Consider the following 19306-nt stretch of genomic DNA (forward strand, 5'->3'; position numbering starts at 1 on the left):
GATGGCTGATACAAAACCTCTGGAGGCTCCCTGGAGCCTGCTGCGGAAGGCGGGATGGCAGATTTCCCGGACTGCCGGGAAATGACGGCGCCCGCGGGTCGGCGGCGACCGATGGGCGGGTGCGGCGTGGCGGGCGGCGCAGGAGCCGCGGCGAGTGCAGCCGGCGCAGGTGCAGCCGGGCGCGGCGGCTGAGCTGCGGCGGATACGGCGGCGCCCGCCGCGGATGCGACGGGCGGGCCGGACGGGAGGGGTGCGGACACGGCCTAGTGAGCCAGTACCGCCTCGGCGAGGAACGCGAAGACCTCCGCGTCCGTGCCGGCGTCGAAGAGGTAGAAGTGGCCGCCGGGGAAGATGCGTTGCTCGAACCCGGCGGCGGTGTGGTCGCCCCAGCCTTCGATGGTCTCCAGCGGAGCGCGGACGTCCGTCTCGCCGACCATCACGGTGATGGGGCTCTGCAGCAGCGGCCCCATCGTCATGGTGTGCTGCTCCCACAGGGCGAAGTCGGCAAGCACGGTCGGGATGAGGGCGTCCATGGCGTCCTCGTCCACGGCGACCTCCTCGTCGAAGCCGCCGAGGCGCATGACCTCGGCGCGGAACTCCTCCTCCGACAGGTTGTGGATCTTGGGGCGGAGCGCGGCCGCGGCGGGTGAGGGCTGCGCGGACAGGAACAGGCGGTCCGGGCGGGGGCCGCCCTGGGCCTGGAGGAGCTGGGCCACCTCGTATGCCAGCAGGGCACCGCAGGAGTGGCCGAAGAAGGAGAACGAGCCGGTGAGGAGCGGGCCGAGGGCCTCGGTCACGTCCCGGACCAGCGGGCCGACCTCGGTGGCCGGGTCCTCCAGGATGCGGTTCTGGCGGCCGGGCAGCTGCACGGCCACCACCTCGATGTCGGCGGGCAGGGCGGGCACCCAGTCGGCGAACGCGCTCGCGCCGCCGCCGGCGTGCGGGAAGCAGAACAGCCGGTGCCGGCTGCCGGGGCGGCGCGCACGCCAGATGAACGGGCTTTCGAGAACCAGGCCGGAGCGCTGGCGTATGTGTGTCGTCATGACCCCTCGACAGAATCGGGAAAACGTCCGGCGAAATGCGCGGACGGGAAAGCGGAATTCGCCGTTCGGACGATTTCCGTGGTGCCGTGCGTGCCGCAGGGGCACGGTGCACAGGAATGGCTTCCCGATGTTATGAGCGAGTGTCCGGGGAGGCAAGGAACATTCTCGCGGCGGCACTGGGCTGCTTTTCGTTCGTGACCCGGTTGCTGACCTGTGGGGATGCTCGATGTGTCCGATTGCCGGAGAATTTCGGTGATGGCCACCGATGTTTTCCGAGTCCGGTCCGAGTCCGGTCCGAGTTGTTTTCGAGTGTCTTTCGAGCCGCTTTCGAGCTGAGGCGGGCCGCATGGTGACTGCACGGGGCGGAAACGGCGCGAGGGCCGTCCGGGCGGGTGCCCGGACGGCCCCTGCGGGTCGCCGTGTGGTGGCCGTCCGCAGTCGCGATGTGCGGCTGCGGCTGCTCGGCCCCAGCCTTCCGGCCCGGGTGACGGCCGGTCAGAGGCCGGGCCGGGCGAGGGGAGCGCGCTGGGCGCGGTGGACCACGATGTCGCCGCTGCTGGTGCGGACACGGACGTCGACGCTCGCGCCGCTCTCCCCCGTCCCGTCGGCGGTGTCCAGCATCCGGTGGATCGTGCCGGCCTGCGCGTCGGCGTCGAGCCAGGCGGCGGTGCCCTCGGGGATGCCGACCTGGATGTTCCCGACCCGGGTGCGCAGGTCGACCCGGCCGTGGGCCTCGTCGATGCAGATGTCCCCGGTCGCGCAGGTGGCGGTGACGGCGGCGCGGGCGATGCCGATGGAGACGGTGCCCTCGCCGGTCTTCAGCTGCGCCTCGCCGGTGATCTCGTCCAGCTGGGTGAGGCCGTCGGAATTCTTGATCACGGCGGTGCCGACGACGGCACCGATCCGCAGTTCGCCGCTGCCGGTGGCGATCTCGGCGTCCCCGGTGCGGACCACGGTGATGTCGCCGTTGTGGGTGCGCAGTTGCACCGCGCCGGCCTGCTCGATGCGAATGTCGCCGTCCTGGACCGTCACACCGCACTCCCCCATCGCCCCCGCGCAGGTGACGGAGCCGCGCGCGGCGGTCGCGTTGAGCCGGGAGCCCTGCGGGAGCGCGATCTCCACCCGCACCCTGCCCGGAGCGCCGTTCAGCACCCGCCCCTTGGGCGTCTTGACCATCAGCTTGCCGCTCGTGCAGCCTGCCCGGGTCTGCTGCGCCGCCTGCACATCGGCCTCGGCGGCAGAGGCGGGGTGGACCTCCACCACCGTGTCGGTGCGCTGCGAGGCGATGATCCGGACAGTGCCGGACTCCAGGTGGACGGTGGCGGTGATCGGCTTCGGGGTCTCGAAGGTAGGCATGCTTTCCCATCCTCAGTCTGGTTTCTCGCCCCCGCCGTTGGGACGGGTGCTCTGGGCCGGCCGCTGTGACGGCAGGTGGTCAACAGGGGTGACCGGTCGTCGGGTGGTCGACAACCGTGGTGGGGTGGTGGGGGTCAGAAGGCGCCGAGTCCGCCGCAGACGTTCAGTGCCTGGGCGGTGATCGACGCGGCGCTGTCCGTGGTCAGATAGCCGACCAGGCCCGCGACTTCCTGCGGGGTGGCGTAGCGGCCGAGCGGGATGCGGGCCTCGAACTGCTGCTGGACGAACTCCTCGGTCGTCTCCCAGGCCGCGGCGTAGCCCTGACGGACCCGTTCGGCCATCGGGGTCTCGACGTAGCCGGGGCAGACCGCGTTGACGGTGATGCCGTGCGGGGCCAGTTCCTTGCCCAGGGCCTTGGTGAAGCCGACGACGCCGTGTTTGGAGGCGGAGTACGGGGCACCGAGCAGGACGCCCTGTTTACCGGCGGTGGAGGCGATGTTGATGATCCGCCCGTGCCCGGTTCCGGTCATGCCGCCGTTTCTGAGAACTTCGCTGGTCACCAGGAAGACACCGTTGAGGTTGGTGTCGACGACGTCGTACCAGAGTTCGTCGGCGAGGTCGGCGGTCGGGCCGCCGCCGCTGCGGCCGGCGTTGTTCACCAGGATCCCGAGCGGGCCGAACGCCGCCGCGGCGGCCACCAGTTCGGTGACCGACTGCCGCGAGCGGACGTCGGCGTCGGTGCCGTGGGCGTCGATGCCTTCGCCGCGCAGGTCCTCGACCGCCTGGTCGACCTGCTCTCCGGTGCGCGCGCAGATGAAGACGCGGTGGCCTCGGTGGCCCAGATCGCGGGCGACGCTCAGGCCGATGCCGCCCGTCGCGCCGGTGATCAGGGCGGTGGTCCGCGTCGTTGCCGTCATGGGGTGAGCCTCCACGAGCCCGTCGGAGTGGGGGTCGGTGCTCCGGCAACGTAGCTGGCGGATCAGGGCCGTTCGCGGTTCCTGAGGCGGGCGTGGGCGGGTCCTCGAGCACATCTCGAGCCGGGCACCTCTGGGGATGCGGCCGCAGGGCGGTACGGCGCCGGCAGTACGCCCGCGGGGTGGCGCGACACCCGGTGGTACGGGGGTCCTCAGGGCGTGCGGGGTCGGGGGTGGGGCGCGGGGAGAGGGCGGTACGGGCGCCTCATCCGGTTCTCAAGCCGCGTCCGAGCCGTCGTCATTTCAATGACAAGGGACGCAAGAGCGCGTCCCGGGACTGCGGTGGGGGCGGATCCCCTCGCCGCGGCTGACAGGGGGAGTCGGAGTTGCTGATCAGACTCATAGGTCTCGTCACCATCGAGCACGAGGGTCTTGCCCCGCTGCACGTGTCCGGAGGCCAGGCGCAGGCGGTACTGGCGCGGCTGGTTCTGGAGCGGGAGTCGGGCACCGTGCGCGAGCATCTCGCCGACACCCTGTGGCCCGAGGGCCTGCCCGACACCTGGGCCTCGGCGCTGCGGGGGGTGGTCAGCCGGGTGCGTGCGCATCTGGCGAGCCCGCTGCAGCGACCGGGCGAAACGCCATTGGTGTCGCAGAGCGGCCGCTACCTGCTGCGGCTGCCGGAGGGCGCGGCCGTCGACGTGGAGGCCGCCGAACAGGCGGTCGCGCAGGCGGAGGCGGCGCTGGCGGCCGGCGGGCATGCGATGGCGCAGCGGCTCTCGGCGGGCGCCGTTGCCCAGTTGCGCGGGTCGTTCCTGCCCGCACAGGAGGGCGAATGGGCGGGCGGGGTGCGCGAGCGACTGGAGGATCTGCGGCTGCGCGCACTGGAGTTGGCGAGCCTGTCGGCCGTCGGGCTGGGCGAGGAGCATCCCGCGCTGCGGTACGCCGAGGAGGCAGTGCGCCATGCGCCGCTGCGGGAGAGTGCCCACCGCTGCCGGATGACGGCACACGCCGCTGCGGGCAACCGGGCGGACGCCCTGCGCGCCTACCACCGCCTGCGGGAGGTCCTGGCCGAAGAACTGGGCATCGACCCCGCGGCCGAAACGCAAGCCGCGTACCTGGAGTTGCTGCGCTCCGGCCGGCCGGCCGTGCCACGGCGGCGGCCCACAGCCTGCCGGGCAGGCAGTACGGTGCTGGACCCGGTCCTGCTGGGCGCGTTCGAGGCACTGCCCCGCCCGCCGGGCAGCCCGCCCCGGCGGGCGGCCTGACAGCCCGCGGCCCACCAGCGCGGAAGGCCGGGGACACTCGCCACGGGCCACATCCGCGCCGTGCAGCCGGCAGCCCCGAGCCACCTGCGCGCGTCCCGAGCCTCCTCGCCCCGTCCGCCGGGGGCGGGGCGTGCGCCGCCCCGCGGGCGGCCGTGGCCGGGGCGCGTGTTGCGCCGCTGTTGCGAGCGGCGCGGTTTCGTTGACTCCCGACAGACCGCTCAGGAGAGTTGGGGGACGGACATGACGACGGTGCCCGGCAGGCCGGTGCGCCGCGGCCACACCGCGGAGCACCCTCCCGGGGCCGGTGATGCCTTCCACCGGCTGCTCCTGGGCGAGACGATGGTGAGCTCGGGCGGCTACTGGGAGGACGGCGAGGACCTGGCCGAGACGCTGGACGAGGCGCAGGAACGCAAGCTCGACCGGTTCGTCGAACTCGCCGGCGCCACCGGAGCCCGGCGCGTACTGGACCTCGGCTGCGGCTGGGGCACCCTGCTCAACCGGCTCACCGTCGTCCACGGTGTCGAACACGCCGTGGGCCTGACGCACAGCCGTATCCAGGAGCGGTTCGTCACCGGCTTCGGCAACCCGCGGATCTCGGCACGGGTCGAGACCTGGCAGGACCACGTCCCCGACGGTCCCTACGACGCGGCGTTCGGCATCAACACGCTCGAACAGGTGGTTCCCGCCGGGTCGGCACGAGACGAACGCGCTGCCCGCTACCGCGCGTTCTTCACTTCATTGGGCGCGGCGCTGCGGCCCGGGGCACGGCTGGTCCTGCACATCCTCACCGCACAGGTGCCACGGGCGGACGGCCTCCGGCCAGTGGCGGATCTCGCGTTCCTGCGCAGCGCCGGATCTCCCTTCCCCACAGGCCACATCCCCCGCCTGTGCGAAGTGGTGCAGGGCGCCGGCGGATCGTTCGACGTCCTCGAGATCGTGGACGAGCACGCGTCGTACGCGCGGGCCTGCCGGGCCTGGCTCCAGCGTCTGGCCCGCTGCCGGGACGTGGCCGTGGTCCTGGCGGGCGAGGACGTGGTGACCCGCTACGAACGAGGGCTGGGGATCCTCGCGCACGCGCTGGAGGACCGGATCCTCTGCAACGTCCGCATCACCGCGGCCCGCCGCTGACCCCCGGCGCCCGGTGCGGGAAAGGAGCCGGAGTGGTCCGCGGGGGCGGATCGCTCGGCACCCGGCGGTGGGACGCCGAACGGGCGCTGCTGGAAAGGGTGCGGTCAGCGTAGGCCGCGGCGGACGGACCCGACCGGTGGCCGAGCGCGGCTCGAGCACCCTCCCGACCGGTGGCGGTCATCGGCCCCAGGAGTCGCCCGCCGTCAGGTCGTCACCGTGGGACCGGGAGGTGAGCCGAGGCGACAGGCCCTCCTTCCACCCGGATGGTCCCGTCCGACGCGGTGTGCCGGTCCGGTGTGGCCGCCTGATGGCCGGGCCGCTCCGGTGTGGCCGCCTGTTGGCCGGCGGCGGCGTAGACGGCCAGGAAGGTGGCCAGGCCCCGCGTCCCGTGGCGTGCGGAGAGAGCGGTGACGGGCACGCTGTGGCCCAGCCGTGCGCACAGGGCGGCGTGCGTACGCAGCGCGGCGGCGGTCACCGCTCCCGCATCGCCCGCCGGGCCGGAGCCGGACATCCGCAGGGCCTCCGCCCGGGCCAGGGCGAGGAGTCGTGCCGTGCGCTGCTGAGTCGTCGCCTCGGGCATGTCCCCACGATCGCGCCCGACACTCGAGGCCTTCTCGACTCCCACTCATGCGCCCGCCCGCCAAAGGTCCACGGGCGGGCGGGTGGTGGCGGGTCAGATGCGGTGTCGGGTGGCGGTGTGGAGGCTGCGGGCGAGCCGGACGGTGTCGCCGGTGTCGTCGGTCAGGATCACGACACGGGGCCGCGCCCCGTGCGCGGCGGCCAGGCGGGCGGTCTCGCAGGCGACGATTCCCTGCCCGGACAGGGCGCCCAGGACGAGCGGGGTGCCGGCCCGGGTCCGTGCGGCGAGGGCGGTCGCCCAGGCAGGCGGCCCGCCGGACGCGGGGGCCAGCAGGATGAGTTCCTCGGGTCCGGGGTAGGCGTGCGCGAGCCGGTCGTGGAACACCTCCGGCCTGCCCTGCGCCTGCATCAGGGCAACGGTGCCCGCACCGGGGTGCCGGGCACGCCGGAGCACCACCAGCGCCGGCCCGGCGGCGGGGGTGTGCGTGCTGCTGCCGGTCTCCGCCGGCAGGGCTCCGGATGGAGTGCCGGCGTTGGGAAGCAGTTGGAGAACCTGGGCGACGGTGGTGGACTCCCCCGCCCGGTGGGGAAGTTCGCACAGGAGCAGACGGGTGTGCCGGGCGAGGGTCTCGGCGGCGGCGAGCGGTGCCCGGCTGTAGGAGGCGGTCATCACCAGGCGCCGTGCTGCGTCGTGGTGGGCGGTCAGCGCAAGCGGGAAGCCGCGGTGGCCGGCCGGCGGCGGTACGGGCTCCACCCGGATTCCCAGGGCGGCGAGTTCGCTCTCCAGCGTGCTCCCGAGCGGCGGGTGGGTCTCGAAGGTGAGGAGGCTCCCGGCCGCCGGCGGCTGCCCGGTCCATGCGTGGATCTGGCCCGCCGACACCCATTCGTACCCGGCCATGTCCAGTGCGCGGTCGCGCAGTTCGGCCAGCAGCGCGGGCACAGTGGCCCGCGGGTCGACCCTCACCGACAGCGGCTGCGGGCCGCTCAGCGCACCGGGCAGGCGTTCCACTCCCTCCAGGCCGATACCGCGGCCCGATACGGTGGTGCTGAACCGTACCGGCGCAGCGCCTGCCTCTCCGCCCGCGCGGTACAGCAGCAGCGCCCACACGGCCTGCAGCACCGTGCTCTCGGTGACCCCCCAGATGCCGGCCCAGGCGGCCAGCGCTCCGCTTTCACTCAGGGTGAGCCCGAACCGGACACAGCCGCAGTCGTCCCACGCCTCCCCTCCGACGGCGCTCATCTCCCCGGCGGGCACGTCCGCTTCCCCTGCCGGCGTGCTCAGCCCGACGGCCAGTGGCTGCGTGCCCGGTCCGGCGACCGGCCGTCCGGTGAACCCCTTGGCTTCGGCGGCCGGTTCGGCCACATCGCCGGTGAACCCGTCTGCACCGGCAGCAGGTTGTGGGGCATGGGGGATGAGCTCCCGCCCGTCCACGGGACCATCGCCGCCGGGCAGGCTGCGGGTGAAGAACTCGTCAGCGGGGGCGGTGTCCTGGCCGGTGAGCCAACGCAGGTAGTCGCCCATGTCGGGGCGGCGTTGCCCGCCCGGCAGTCGGCCGTCGGCGAGATAGGCCCGGCAGATCTCGCGCAGCAGCAGGCGCACGCTGAACGCGTCGAGCAGGGCGTGATGGTAGGTGAGGAGCAGCCGGCTGGGCCCGATGGCGGCCGGAGTCGCCTGCGTGTCCAGGACGGTGATGCGCAGCGGTCCAGGACGGCGCGGGTCCAGGCCGCGGCGTCGGTCGCTTTCGAGAAGTGCGGGCCAGGCGGCGGGGGTGCAGGGCAGCCGCTGAACCTCGGCATCGATACGGTCGTGGATCACGGTGGCGGGCTCGGGGCCGTCGTCGAAGGCGGTGCGCAGCACGCTCTCACGGGCCACGACGGACTGCCAGGCGGACGTGAACCGTTCGGAATCCAGCGGCCCGTGCCAGTCCCAGGCGAGTTGCTCCACCTGGCGTCCGGTGCCGGGGTGGGCATCGGCGTCGGCGAGCAGCTCGCGCTGGAGCGGTGTGGAGGCGATACGGCGGGCCGGCGGCACGCCGACCGTGGCGGGGCGGGTGAGCAGATCGGCCAGCAGACCGAGCGGGAAGTCACGGGGTGCGGCGCCCGCACCGGAAGTGAAACGCAGGCTGTGGTGCTCCGGGCCGTGGGCGGTGAGCACCGGGCACCAGGCCGCGGCGGCCGGATCGCGCAGCGCGATGCCGTCCAGGGCGTCCTGGACACGGGCGCCGTCCACCGCGCCGTACACCTCCAGGGCGGGCAGCCCGGGGTTGGGGGCCGGGCCGAAGTCCACGACGACGGCCGTCGGTTCGTTCCGCGTTCCGCGTGCGAAGGGGCTGTTGCTCATCGTCTCTTCGGGGACGCGCCGGAGAAGACCCCGCCCTCCTCCCTCGGTGGAAGCGCTGAACGAGTATGTGCGGACTCGCCGACACAGCCCTGACACCGGGCCGACACGGCACTCGTGCCCCGACCGAACCGACGGGCAGGAGCGGACGGGACCGGGTCAGGAGCACAAGGGGCGGTGGGTGGACGCGGCGGGCCGGGCCCCGCGGGAACGCGTTCCGCCGGCCGAGGCGGGCCGACAGGCCGGGCGGCCGACGGGCCGACGGGCCGACGGTCTGAAGGGAGCGGGGGATTCCGGCCAGGGAGCCCCTGCCTTCCGGCCAGGTGGGAGGGTGTTCGAGCCACGTGGGCGGCGGTTCAAGCCAGGCGGCGCGGGCTCGAAGGTGTCATCAGGTCCCTTGGAGGTCCCGTCCACGGCGGGTGGAGGGAGCGGGGCCCATGCCCTGTGTCTGCGTAGCGTGCCAAGAGGCAGAAGTGGACACGAGCACGAGGAGCTCGCCATGGAAGTACCCAGATTGGGGAAGCAGGCCGACGCCGCTTCCGTCGATGACGCCTTCCATGTCTTCGACACGACCCTGCGCGACGGCGCGCAGCGTGAGGGCATCAACCTCACCGTCACGGACAAGCTGACGATCGCCCGGCACCTGGACGAGTTCGGCGTGGGCTTCATCGAGGGCGGCTGGCCGGGTGCCAACCCCCGTGACACCGAGTTCTTCGCCCGCGCGCAGCAGGAGATCACCTTCCGGCACGCGCAGCTGGTCGCGTTCGGTGCCACTCGCCGCCCCGGCACGCAAGCCGCAACCGACGTGCAGGTCAAGGCACTTGTCGACTCCGGCGCGCCGGTGGTGTGCCTGGTCGCGAAGGCGCACGACCGGCATGTGGAACTGGCCCTGCGCACCACCCTGGAGGAGAACCTGGAGATGGTCCGCGACACCGTCTCCTTCCTGCGCGGGCAGGGCCGGCGGGTGTTCGTGGACTGTGAGCACTTCTTCGACGGTTATCGCGCGAACCCCGCTTATGCGAAGTCCGTCGTGCGGACCGCGTCAAAGGCGGGCGCCGATGTGGTGGTCCTGTGCGACACCAACGGCGGCATGCTGCCCGCCCAGATCCAGGCCGTCGTCTCCACCGTCGTCGCCGACACCGGCGCCCGGCTCGGCATCCACGCCCAGGACGACACCGGGTGTGCCGTGGCGAACACCCTCGCCGCCGTCGACGCCGGTGCGACCCACGTCCAGTGCACCGCCAACGGCTACGGCGAGCGGGTCGGCAACGCCAACCTGTTCCCCGTCGTCGCCGCGCTGGAACTCAAGTACGGCAAGAGCGTGCTGCCCGAGGGTGCGCTGGCGGAGATGACCCGGATCTCGCACGCGATCGCGGAGGTCGTCAACCTCACGCCCTCCACACATCAGCCCTACGTGGGAGTGTCCGCGTTCGCGCACAAGGCCGGTCTGCACGCCTCCGCGATCAAGGTCGATCCGGACCTGTACCAGCACATCGCCCCGGAGCAGGTCGGCAACACCATGCGGATGCTCGTCTCCGACATGGCGGGCCGTGCCTCCATCGAGCTGAAGGGCAAGGAGCTCGGTGTCGAGCTCGGCGGCGACCGCGCGCTGATCGGCCGAGTCGTGGAGCGGGTCAAGGAACGCGAACTGGCCGGCTACACCTACGAGGCCGCCGACGCCTCCTTCGAACTGCTGCTGCGCGCCGAGGCCGAGGGCCGCCCGCGCCGCTACCTCCGCATCGAGTCCTGGCGGGCCATCACCGAGGACCGCCCCGACGGCACCCACGCCAACGAGACGACCGTGAAACTGTGGGCCAAGGGCGAGCGGATCGTCGCCACCGCCGACGGCAACGGCCCCGTCAACGCCCTGGACCGGGCCCTGCGCCGGGCCCTGGAAGGCCCGTACCCCGAACTCGCCAAGATGGAGCTCGTCGACTACACGGTCCGCATTCTGGCCGGCGAGCACACCACCGAATCCCGGACCCGGGTCCTGATCTCCACCGCCGACAGCACCAGCGCCTGGACCACCGTCGGCGTCGCCGACAACATCATCGCCGCCTCCCTGCAGGCACTTCAGGACGCCTACAGCTACGGCCTGCTGCGCGCCGGCATCGAACCCGAACCCGAACCCGCCCACTAGCCGCCGGTCCCGGTCCCGCGCCGGTCCGCCCGCCCGCCGGGGGCAGGACATACCGGGGCGGGCCGCCGCACCCCACCCCCAGGACGCTGCTGATGCCCGGGGGCCGGGGCCCGCGGCCTGGGAGGGTCACAGCATGCGGACTGCGGACTCCGCGTGCCGTTTGGCGAGTTGCAGGGTGGCGGTGGACCGGCGGCCGACTGCTTCGCGGACCCGGCGGCGGGCGAGGGCGATACTCGCGGCCGGGCCGTCGCCCGGCAGGTCGCGTACGGCCTGTTCGCACAGCAGCATCCGCTGTTCGGCGACGACCGTGACCCCCCGCTCGTCGGGCAGGACCGACCACTCCCCCGTGTGGGCGGCGACCAGGGCCGCGGGGGCGGTCTGTTTGTGCACGATCCGGCCGGCGTGCGGGAAGCACATCCGTACCGACTCGGTGGTGGACACCGTTCCGCCCGCGGCGCGGGTGTCCATCGACATCACCTGTACGCCCGGCGCCTGTTCCACCCACTCCAGTCGTTCCACATGGGGAACCAGACCAGGCCAGTCGCCGACCCGGTACAGGAAGTCGTACACCAGCTCCGGGGGGCCGTTGACGCGCAACGAGTCCTCGAAGGCCAGCTGCAGCGCACTGCGGGTGCCTGCGTGTTCGGCGAGGTGCTTCAGGCGGGCCAGGGCGGTGCGGGTGGCCTCACCGGTGGCGCGGGCGATGCGGGCGGCTTCGTCGGGCCGGTCGCCGGGGAGGGTGAACTCGTGCAGCAGGGTCAGCAGGCTGCCGCCGCCGTCCCGTTCCTGCACGCCCCAGATCCCGGTCATGCTGCCGGCCGGGGCAGGCGGGTCGAGACGGCGGAAGGTGATCCGGCGCCGGTGGGGGTCCAGCACCCGGTGGGACAGCCGGCAGCCGACGCGGCCGTCGGCCCGTTCCCACAGGCGCAGCCGCTGGGAGCGTCCGTCGGCGTCCAGCGGCTCGACGTGGACGGTGGCGGGGAACAGCAGCGGCCACTGCACCGCGTCGGCGATCAACTGGTAGACGGCTTCGGCCGGTGACGCCACCTCGACCGAATGCCCTGCACGGTGCACGCGCTCACCTGACATCACGTTCTCCTCACGGCTGTTGGGCCGGCGACCGCGGTCCCGCCCGGCGCCTTTCACCGTCGACCGGTGCGCTCGAGGAGTCCTCGAAGAGTGCTCGACCCGGGCGCCGCACACTCGCCCTGTCTCCGTGAACACCCCGGGAGGGGAAGAGGAAAGGCAGGCACCATGCCCACCGAGATCCGTACCCGACCCGCCGCGCGGACGGCGGAGTTCGGCCTGCTGTATGCGCAGGTCCAGCAGTTCTACGCGCACCAGTTGCAGCTCGCCGACGCCCAGGACGGCGAACGCTGGGCGCAGACGTTCACCGAGGACGCCGTCCTGGTGGCCCCGCTGCCCGGCCGGCCGGTACGCGGTCGATCCCGCCTCGCCGCCCGGGCGTCCGGTCCGGCGGGCCGGGATACGGCCGGTGCCCGCACCCGGCGCTGGATCGGCATGCTCGAGGTCCATCCGCAGCCGGACGGGACCCTGTCCACCCGCTGCAGCGCGCTCGCCTACAGGGCGGGCAGGCTGCACGTGTGCGCGATGCAGGACGTCCTGGTCCGCTCCGGCAACACCTGGCGCATCCGGCACCGGCTCCTGACCCGCGACGACGACCACACCTGACGCGCCCCGCCCGGTCCCCCTGGCCTCCGGGCGCCGGCCGGGCGCTCCGGCAGGCGGGCGGCCGGTCCGTGGCCGGCAGAGGCCGGACGCGGGGATCAGGCGGCGTAGAGGCCGTAGGTGGAGGTGCGCCGCGGTGAGCTGACCTGGTCGAGTGCCGGGTCGACCGTGAGCATCGCCTGGTGCAGCCGCTGGAGCTGCGGAGAGGGCTCGACGCCCAGTTCCTCGATCAAGCGGGCGCGCAGGCTGCGGTACACGTCCAGTGCGGTGGCCTGCCGGCCCGACCGGTACAGCGCCACCATGGCCTGGGAGTGCAGTCCCTCGTGCCGTGGGTGACGGGTGATCAGGTCACGTAGCTCGGCGATGAGTTCACCGTGCCGGCCCAGGCGCAGGTCGGCGTCGATCCTCCGTTCGACGGTCACCAGCCGGCTCTCCTCCAGCCGCATGACCTCGATCGCGAGGACCGAACCTGCCCGCACATCCACCAGAGCCGGGCCCTGCCACAGGTCGAGCGCGGCGCGCAGGAGGCTCGCCGCACGGTCGTCCTCGCCCAGTTCGAAGGCCTGTTGGCCTCCGGTCACCAGATGCTCGTAGCGGTGCACGTCGACCGCCTGCGGCGGGATCTGCAGCAGATAGCCGCCGTGCCGGGTGGCCAGGACCTCCTTGGCCGCTCCGGGGGCATCGGGACCCATCGCGGTCCCCAGCCGGCGGCGCAGTTGCAGGACATAGGTCTGCAGGGTGGTCAGGGCGCTCTGGGGCAGCTCCGTTCTCCAGAGCTCTTCCATCAGCGTGTGCACGGGCACGATCCGGCCCGGATTGAAGGCGAACAGGGCGAGCAGCTGCCGCGGCTTGCCCGCGGTCGGAACGATCGAGAGCCCGTTGACGTCGACGCGCAACGGACCCAGAACCTGAATCTCCACGGTTTCTCCCCCTACCGGTCGAGTTCCTGGGTGGCTCGAATCCTTCGGCCGATACGACGCTAGCTCGCAGCGGGCCCTGTCCCCCGGTCTCTGGACCCGCATTCGAGCGGCCCTCCAGAGACTGCGGAGATCACCACGGCCGGATTGCGCCGCGCCCGCAGAAGGCGAGAACAGGGGCCTCATGGAGGCCTGGCGCGGCGGGCTGGAGAATGGGTTCACGGCCCCTCGAAAGCGACTCGCGCAGGTCGGCACTGCGTGCGGGCAGCGGCTATCGTCCAACTGCCCTGACCCACAGCGTCGACGGAGTGAGACATGCGCCTGCGCCTGTTCGTGTTCCACCACGCGGGTGGTTCGCATCTGATGTACCGCGACTGGCCGGCCCACTTCCCGGCCGGCTGGCAGGTCCGCATCCCCGACGCACCCGGCCGCGGACCGCTCGACGCGCGCCCGCCGGTCGCCGACACCGCGGCGCTGGTGGACCACTTCCTGGACGAGCTGGGGCCCGAACTCACCAGCCCCTTCGCCCTGTTCGGGCACAGCATGGGCGGCGTCGTCGCCTATGAGCTGACCCGTCGGCTGCTCGCCGAGGGCCGCACCCTGCCCCGTTGGGTGGGCCTGTCGGCGCGCGCCGCGCCCCACCCCGGCGGCGAGGCCGCCGGCCGCCACCTCCTCGACGATGAGGCACTGCGCCGCGAACTGCTCTCCATGGGCGGCACGCCGCCCGCCGTCCTCGACGACGCCGAACTGTGGGCCCTGTTCGCCCCCGCCATCCGCGCCGACCTGCGGGTGGCGGAAACCTGGCGCCCCGACCCGGCCGCCGCACCGCTGCCGGTACCGCTCTCGGTGTACGGCGGCACCCGCGACACGACCTCACCGCCCGAGCGGCTCACCGGCTGGGCCGCCCGGTCCCGGCACTTCCTCGGCCTGCACCTGTTCGACGGCGGCCACTTCTACTTCCAGAACGACCCCACCGCACTGACCGCACAGATCACCCGGGACCTCCGCCACGCCCTCAGCCTCCCCGCCCCGCCCGCACCCGGGATCCTGCGATGACCCGCCCGGCCCGCGCCACCGCCGGGGAGACAGGAGCGGAGCCGCAGACCTGGCCGGGAGCGGAGACCCGCGGTGCGGAGCGGGCTGCGGGGGTGGTGTTCCGGCTGCTGGGGCCGGTGGACATCCACGACGGGCCCACGGGCACCAGCGTCGTACCCGCGGGCTCCAAACAGCGGGCCCTGCTGTGCGCGTTCGTCTCGCACGCCGGTGAACTGCTCTGCACGGACAGGCTCGTGGAAGAACTGTGGGGCACCGAGCCCCCCGCGAACGCCCCCAACGCCCTACAGGCCCATGTTGCCCGCCTACGCCGGCTACTGCCCGGACCGCCCAGTACGGACCGCGTCCCCGGCGAGGAGAGGCGAGCAAGGATCACGACCCTGCCGGCCGGGTATCTGCTGAGCCTGGGCCGGGCCACCACCGACGTCCAGCACTTCGACCTGCTCTGCGCACAGAGCCGGTCGGCGGCCGGCGACCCGCACCGCGCCGGGGACCTCCTGCACCAGGCGCTGTCCCTGTGGCGCGGCCCCGCCCTGCAGGACAGCCGGTACGGGCCGATCGGCAGCATGGAGGCCGACCGGCTGGAGGAGCAACGACTCGCCACCTTGGAAGCCCTGTACGAGTTGCGGCTGCGCTGCGCCCGGCACAGCGAGATCACCGGCGAGCTGGAACGGCTCACGGCCGGCCACCCCCTGCGGGAACGCTTCTACGACCTGCTGATGGTCGCCCTCTACCGCAGCGGCCGGCAGGCCGAAGCCCTGGGCGTCTACGAACGCGCACGCCGCTGCCTGGTGAGCGGCCTGGGCATCGAACCCGGCCCCGCACTCCACGCCCGGATGCAGGCCATCCTCCACCAGTCCCCCGGCCTGTCCACCCCCCACGGCACCGGCACCAGTGCGGGTGCCGGGCCTCAACAGCCGCACCTGGACGGCGAGATCGCCCGCCTCCAGCAGCGCATCGACGATCTCGACCGCCAACAACGCGCCCTGCTCGACCGCTTCGAAACCCTCACCGCCCACCAGCACCGCGCCTCCTGACCTCCGGCCCACACCGTCACCCAAGAGCGGGGGCAGTCAGGGTCGCCCGATCGCCTGCACGACCGGGCGAGCCGACACCCGAGCACCGCCCCATGGGCCGGGTGAGAAGAGCCGGCGACCGGCACCGGCAGGGACCTGGCAGGAACCACCACCGCGAGGCGCGGCAGGAACCGGGTGAGCTGTATCCAGCGCCCTCGCCGCGCGCCGACACGGTTGTGGCCGGGACCACCCGTACGAGGGCGCTGAGCGCGCGTGACCGGGCAGCCGCACAGGAGGCGGCGGGCGTCCGCACCCCGGCGGGCATGAACCGGTGTCGGTTGCGGTGTTCCGCGGGCCGGTCCGCGATGTGTGATGCAACAGCTCCCCCGGATGCAGGAGTTGAGGCACCAACAGAGCTAGGGTGCGGCCGCGGGCCCATTCCGCCGGTTGCCACATCCCGGGGCCGCGGACCGCCACGCCGGACCTGCCGAGGGTGTCGACGCCTTCCATCAGGCCGTCCATCAGGCCGCAGACCCCCGGCGGTCGCCCGGTGGACCGGGGACCGCCGTGGGGCCCGTGCCGTGCGGCAGGCTCCTCCGAGGCCGGACCGGGGAATGCAGCGGGCCCGCCGCGAAGGGTCTCTTCGCGGCGGGCCCGAAGCGTGCCGTGGCGGGTGCGCTGGTCGGCCGGTGCAGCCCGTGGGATGGGAGCTGCCGGTGTGTGGCCCGGGGGTGCAGGGCCCTGGAGAGCGGGCCGGGTTGGGGCCCGTGGGGGGTGCACGACGTGAGGACGGAAGGCGCGGCAGGGGTGCCGGGGCCGGCCGGGGCCTGGGCAGGAAGGGACCTGGCCGGGCCCGGGGGTCACCCGGTGCGGGTGAGGCGCTGGGCGGCGGGTGCGGACGTCTCCGCAAGGAGGGTGTCGGGGCCGGTCATGAGGATGGAACGCTGGAGCCGACGCAGGGCCACGGAGGGTTCCAGGCCGAGGTCGCGGACCAGGCTGGTGCGCAGCCGCTGGTAGACATCGAGCGCCTCACCGCGGCGTCCGGAGCGGTGCAGGGCGAGCATGAACTGGCCGTGCAGGTTCTCGTGGGTGCGGTATCGGCTGACGAGGACGGTGAGTTCGCCCACGAGTTCACGGTGCCGGCCGAGCCGCAGGTCCGCCTCGATGCGCTGATAGAGCGCGCACAGCCGGCTCTCCTCGAGCCGGCGGATCTCCATCTCCAGCTGAGGGCCGGGCTGGATGTCGACCAGCGCGGCACCGCTCCACAGCGTCAGCGCCTCCCGCAGCCGACGCGCCGCGCCCGCGAAGTCGTCGGCATCCATGGCCCGGTAGCCCATCCCGGCCAGCCGCTCGAACTCACGGACATCACTGGCACCCCCCGAGGTCTGCAGGAAGTAGCCGCCGGGCAGGGTGCGCAGCACATCCTTCGCCGTCCGCGGCACACTCCCCTGCGGATCGTGTGCCAGCGCGCCGGCGATCAGCTCTCGCAACTGCAGGATGTAGGTCTGCAACGTGGTCCGTGCGCTGCGCGGCGGCCGCTCGCCCCACAGTTCCTCGATCAGCATCGCCACCGGCACCACCTGGTCGGCGTGCAGGGCCAGCAGAGCCAGCACCTGACGCGGTTTCGGGGCCGTCGGCGTCACCGGGACCCCGTTCTCCGTGACGGCCAGCCCGCCCAATACCTCGATATCCACGCCGTATCCCCTGTCCGTGTATGTCGCGCATGAGTAGCCACGCCGGTCGTCCGAGGGCTGCGGCAGAGCCTGTCTCTCGGCACCACGAGTAAAAAACGGGACGGGCGGTTTGTCAATCCCCGACCGTTCGTGCTGTTTCCATTCATCTCCCGGCCGCTCTCGAGCACCCCTGCATCCGCCGAGCACCCCTGCGGATGGCGACACCCCGCCCGAACAGCAGCGCAGGGAAGGGAAATGGGCCGGCCGGCGGAGCGTGGCGGGGCAGACGAAGGCTCGTCAGGCGATCCGTGGCAGCCCTAGAAGCAAACCGCTGGGATGGTTTAATATAGGCGTCCCGAGTCGCGAGGAGTCAGCGGTGAAGCAACAGGAACGCGCCGTGCGCACCCGTCGGGCACTGGTCCACTCCGCGGCGGAGGCCTTCCAGCAGCACGGGTACGTCCAGGCACGCCTGGCGCAGATCAGCGCGGATGCCGGGGTCAGCCCCGGCGCGCTGCACTTCCACTTCGAGAACAAGGCAGCCCTGGCCCGCGCAGTACAGGCATCGGCGGGCATGCGGCTGCGGCGGGCGGCCGGAGCGGCCGCCCGCCGGCCCGGCGTGAACGCACTGCAGCGGCTCACCGATGCCTCGCACGCCCTCGCCGAGCAGCTGCGCACCGATGTCGTCGCCCGCGCCGGCTACCGGCTCAGCTGCGAACAGACGCGCACCATCGCCCACCGCGGCGGGCAGGACCTCTGCGGCCAGTGGCAGACGTACGTCCAGCAACAGCTCACCGAAGCAGCCCGCGCCGACCTGCTCACCGAAGCGGCAATCCCCCACGAGACGGCTGCCTCCATCGTCGCAGCCACCACCGGCCTCGAAACCCTCGCCCGACACGACGCCACCTGGCTGTCCCACGAAACCCTCACCAACTGGTGGGAACTCGCCCTGCGCTGCCTGGCCACCCCCACCACCCTCCCCACTCTCCAACCCGCCGGCACCCACACCCCGCGCCCACCCCACCCGCAGTGAACAGACGCCGCCCGCAGACGTGTCGATCGCCGCAGGCCATGCCACGCCGGACGTGCGCGACGCCCCTCGCGGCCCACCGGCGCCGGTGGGCCGCGAGGGGACACCACCGGAGGATGAGGCCGTGCGCGATGGCGGGGCGGGCGATACGTGCAAGGGAGCCGGCCGGGGGCACGGCGACCAGCACAGCGGGGCACAGACTGGCACGCGCAAGGTGTCCAGTACGGGTCCGACAAGCGTCAGCAGGCGTGCGGCCCGCGGCCCGTCATAGCAGCGTCGCCGTCACAGCCTCCGGACGACCGGCAACAGGCAAGGCCGCCGGGCGACGGGAGTTCGGGCCACTGTCCGCACGCGGCGGCCGCGCTCACTGCTGGGCGGAGGCCGTCGCGGTGACCGCGGGGGTGCAGGTGCCGGAGGCCACCAGGGTCTCGAGGCACGAAGCGGCGGCGAGACGGGGCAGCAGCAGTCCCCAGAACCGGGTGAGAGGGGTCTGCGAGAGCCAGCTCGCATCCTGACGGCCCAGGGTCTCCAGGCCCGCGGTGACCGCCACCACCGCCGTGACCGCGTCGCGCACCGACGGCCCGCCGGCCAGCACACCCTCCCCCTCGGCCCGCACCAGAACGCCCTCCACCCACTCCTGCCAGACACGACGCAGGCCCGCACCCACCTGGTCGTGCTCCGCACGGTCACTCAGACCGAACCCCGCCCGCAGCACCGCATCACGATCCAGGGCCCGCACCAGCGCATGAGTGGCATCGATCAGCACCTGCAACCCACCGTCCCCTCGCTGACGGATGATCATCTCCAGGCGTTGCGCCGCCTCCTGACCCACCGCATCCGCCAACGCCGCTTTGCTGGAGAAATGGAAGTGCAACGCCCCACTGCTCACCCCCGCCCGAGCGCTGATCATGGACAACGACGCCACCTCGAAACCGTCACGGTCGAACAACTCCGCAGCAGACACGATCAAGGCGTTGCGCGTACGCACCGCGCGCTCCTGCACAACCATCAACGCACCCCGGCAACGCGACAGGAACTAAGGGACGGGCAACGGGCCACGCCGGCGACCGGCACAGCCACAAGCACCCCGCACCCGCTTCCCCATCGGCCACAAGACCCGACCAGCGACGAGCACACACCCAGGCACGGGCACGAACGCGCACCCCAC

16 protein-coding genes are annotated in these 19306 nt (G+C 72.8%); 7 read left to right on the plus strand and 9 right to left on the minus strand.

Annotated elements, in window-relative coordinates; all coding sequences use genetic code 11:
• Positions 1–263: 263 nt before the first annotated feature.
• The 3 genes from ACQPWZ_RS01545 to ACQPWZ_RS01555 form a co-directional block, all read right to left on the minus strand.
• Positions 264–1043, minus strand: a complete 780-nt coding sequence (locus ACQPWZ_RS01545) for a thioesterase II family protein (RefSeq protein WP_433570364.1) — start codon at positions 1041–1043, stop codon at positions 264–266.
• A 495-nt stretch (positions 1044–1538) separates the two neighbouring features.
• Positions 1539–2399, minus strand: a complete 861-nt coding sequence (locus ACQPWZ_RS01550) for a DUF4097 family beta strand repeat-containing protein (RefSeq protein ID WP_340471288.1) — start codon at positions 2397–2399, stop codon at positions 1539–1541.
• 134 nt (positions 2400–2533) lie between these two features.
• Positions 2534–3316: an SDR family NAD(P)-dependent oxidoreductase gene (locus ACQPWZ_RS01555; protein WP_340471289.1), complete on the minus strand. Its 783-nt coding sequence runs from the start codon at positions 3314–3316 to the stop codon at positions 2534–2536.
• A 383-nt stretch (positions 3317–3699) separates the two neighbouring features.
• On the opposite strand from ACQPWZ_RS01555, the gene ACQPWZ_RS01560 reads away from it, so the two are divergent.
• Together ACQPWZ_RS01560 and ACQPWZ_RS01565 are read left to right on the plus strand one after the other, a co-directional pair.
• On the plus strand, positions 3700–4578 hold the full coding sequence (locus ACQPWZ_RS01560; RefSeq protein ID WP_433570365.1) for an AfsR/SARP family transcriptional regulator: 879 nt from the start codon (positions 3700–3702) through the stop codon (positions 4576–4578).
• A 240-nt stretch (positions 4579–4818) separates the two neighbouring features.
• Positions 4819–5706: an SAM-dependent methyltransferase gene (locus ACQPWZ_RS01565; RefSeq protein WP_433570366.1), complete on the plus strand. Its 888-nt coding sequence runs from the start codon at positions 4819–4821 to the stop codon at positions 5704–5706.
• Positions 5707–5917: 211 nt separating this feature from the next.
• Here the strand turns inward: ACQPWZ_RS01565 and ACQPWZ_RS01570 are convergent, their stop codons facing one another.
• Entirely contained in the window at positions 5918–6286 is a 369-nt protein-coding gene (locus ACQPWZ_RS01570) for a hypothetical protein (protein WP_433570367.1), read from the minus strand.
• Between the two features lie 93 nt (positions 6287–6379).
• Positions 6380–8626 (minus strand): condensation domain-containing protein, encoded by a 2247-nt coding sequence (locus ACQPWZ_RS01575; protein WP_433570368.1) that lies wholly within the window; start codon positions 8624–8626, stop codon positions 6380–6382.
• 496 nt (positions 8627–9122) lie between these two features.
• Between ACQPWZ_RS01575 and cimA the strand changes: the two genes are divergently transcribed.
• Positions 9123–10763, plus strand: coding sequence for a citramalate synthase (gene cimA, locus ACQPWZ_RS01580; RefSeq protein WP_433570369.1), 1641 nt, complete (start codon positions 9123–9125; stop codon positions 10761–10763).
• A gap of 126 nt (positions 10764–10889) precedes the next feature.
• Here cimA and ACQPWZ_RS01585 read toward each other — a convergent pair whose 3' ends face one another.
• Positions 10890–11852, minus strand: coding sequence for an aromatase/cyclase (locus tag ACQPWZ_RS01585; RefSeq protein ID WP_433570370.1), 963 nt, complete (start codon positions 11850–11852; stop codon positions 10890–10892).
• A 165-nt stretch (positions 11853–12017) separates the two neighbouring features.
• On the opposite strand from ACQPWZ_RS01585, the gene ACQPWZ_RS01590 reads away from it, so the two are divergent.
• Positions 12018–12455, plus strand: coding sequence for a nuclear transport factor 2 family protein (locus ACQPWZ_RS01590; RefSeq protein ID WP_340471296.1), 438 nt, complete (start codon positions 12018–12020; stop codon positions 12453–12455).
• Positions 12456–12550: 95 nt separating this feature from the next.
• Here the strand turns inward: ACQPWZ_RS01590 and ACQPWZ_RS01595 are convergent, their stop codons facing one another.
• On the minus strand, positions 12551–13372 hold the full coding sequence (locus ACQPWZ_RS01595; RefSeq protein ID WP_433570371.1) for an AfsR/SARP family transcriptional regulator: 822 nt from the start codon (positions 13370–13372) through the stop codon (positions 12551–12553).
• 312 nt (positions 13373–13684) lie between these two features.
• Between ACQPWZ_RS01595 and ACQPWZ_RS01600 the strand changes: the two genes are divergently transcribed.
• Both ACQPWZ_RS01600 and ACQPWZ_RS01605 read left to right on the plus strand, forming a co-directional pair.
• Complete coding sequence (locus ACQPWZ_RS01600; RefSeq protein ID WP_433570372.1) at positions 13685–14425, plus strand: thioesterase II family protein; 741 nt, start codon at positions 13685–13687, stop codon at positions 14423–14425.
• A complete protein-coding gene (locus ACQPWZ_RS01605; protein ID WP_433570373.1) occupies positions 14422–15459 on the plus strand; it encodes a BTAD domain-containing putative transcriptional regulator in 1038 nt (345 codons plus the stop codon). Before ACQPWZ_RS01600 ends, ACQPWZ_RS01605 begins: the two co-directional genes overlap by 4 nt.
• 839 nt (positions 15460–16298) lie before the next feature.
• On the opposite strand, the gene ACQPWZ_RS01610 is transcribed toward ACQPWZ_RS01605, so the two are convergent.
• The gene (locus ACQPWZ_RS01610; protein WP_383247724.1) at positions 16299–17132 is read right to left on the minus strand and encodes an AfsR/SARP family transcriptional regulator; all 834 of its coding nucleotides are present in this window, start codon (positions 17130–17132) and stop codon (positions 16299–16301) included.
• A gap of 355 nt (positions 17133–17487) precedes the next feature.
• Between ACQPWZ_RS01610 and ACQPWZ_RS01615 the strand changes: the two genes are divergently transcribed.
• Positions 17488–18141, plus strand: coding sequence for a ScbR family autoregulator-binding transcription factor (locus ACQPWZ_RS01615; RefSeq protein ID WP_433570374.1), 654 nt, complete (start codon positions 17488–17490; stop codon positions 18139–18141).
• Positions 18142–18502: 361 nt separating this feature from the next.
• On the opposite strand, the gene ACQPWZ_RS01620 is transcribed toward ACQPWZ_RS01615, so the two are convergent.
• On the minus strand, positions 18503–19147 hold the full coding sequence (locus ACQPWZ_RS01620) for a ScbR family autoregulator-binding transcription factor (protein ID WP_433570375.1): 645 nt from the start codon (positions 19145–19147) through the stop codon (positions 18503–18505).
• Positions 19148–19306: the final 159 nt, after the last annotated feature.

The organism is Streptomyces sp. CA-251247, assembly GCF_050952975.1.
In the GTDB taxonomy this organism is placed as follows: domain Bacteria; phylum Actinomycetota; class Actinomycetes; order Streptomycetales; family Streptomycetaceae; genus Streptomyces; species Streptomyces achmelvichensis.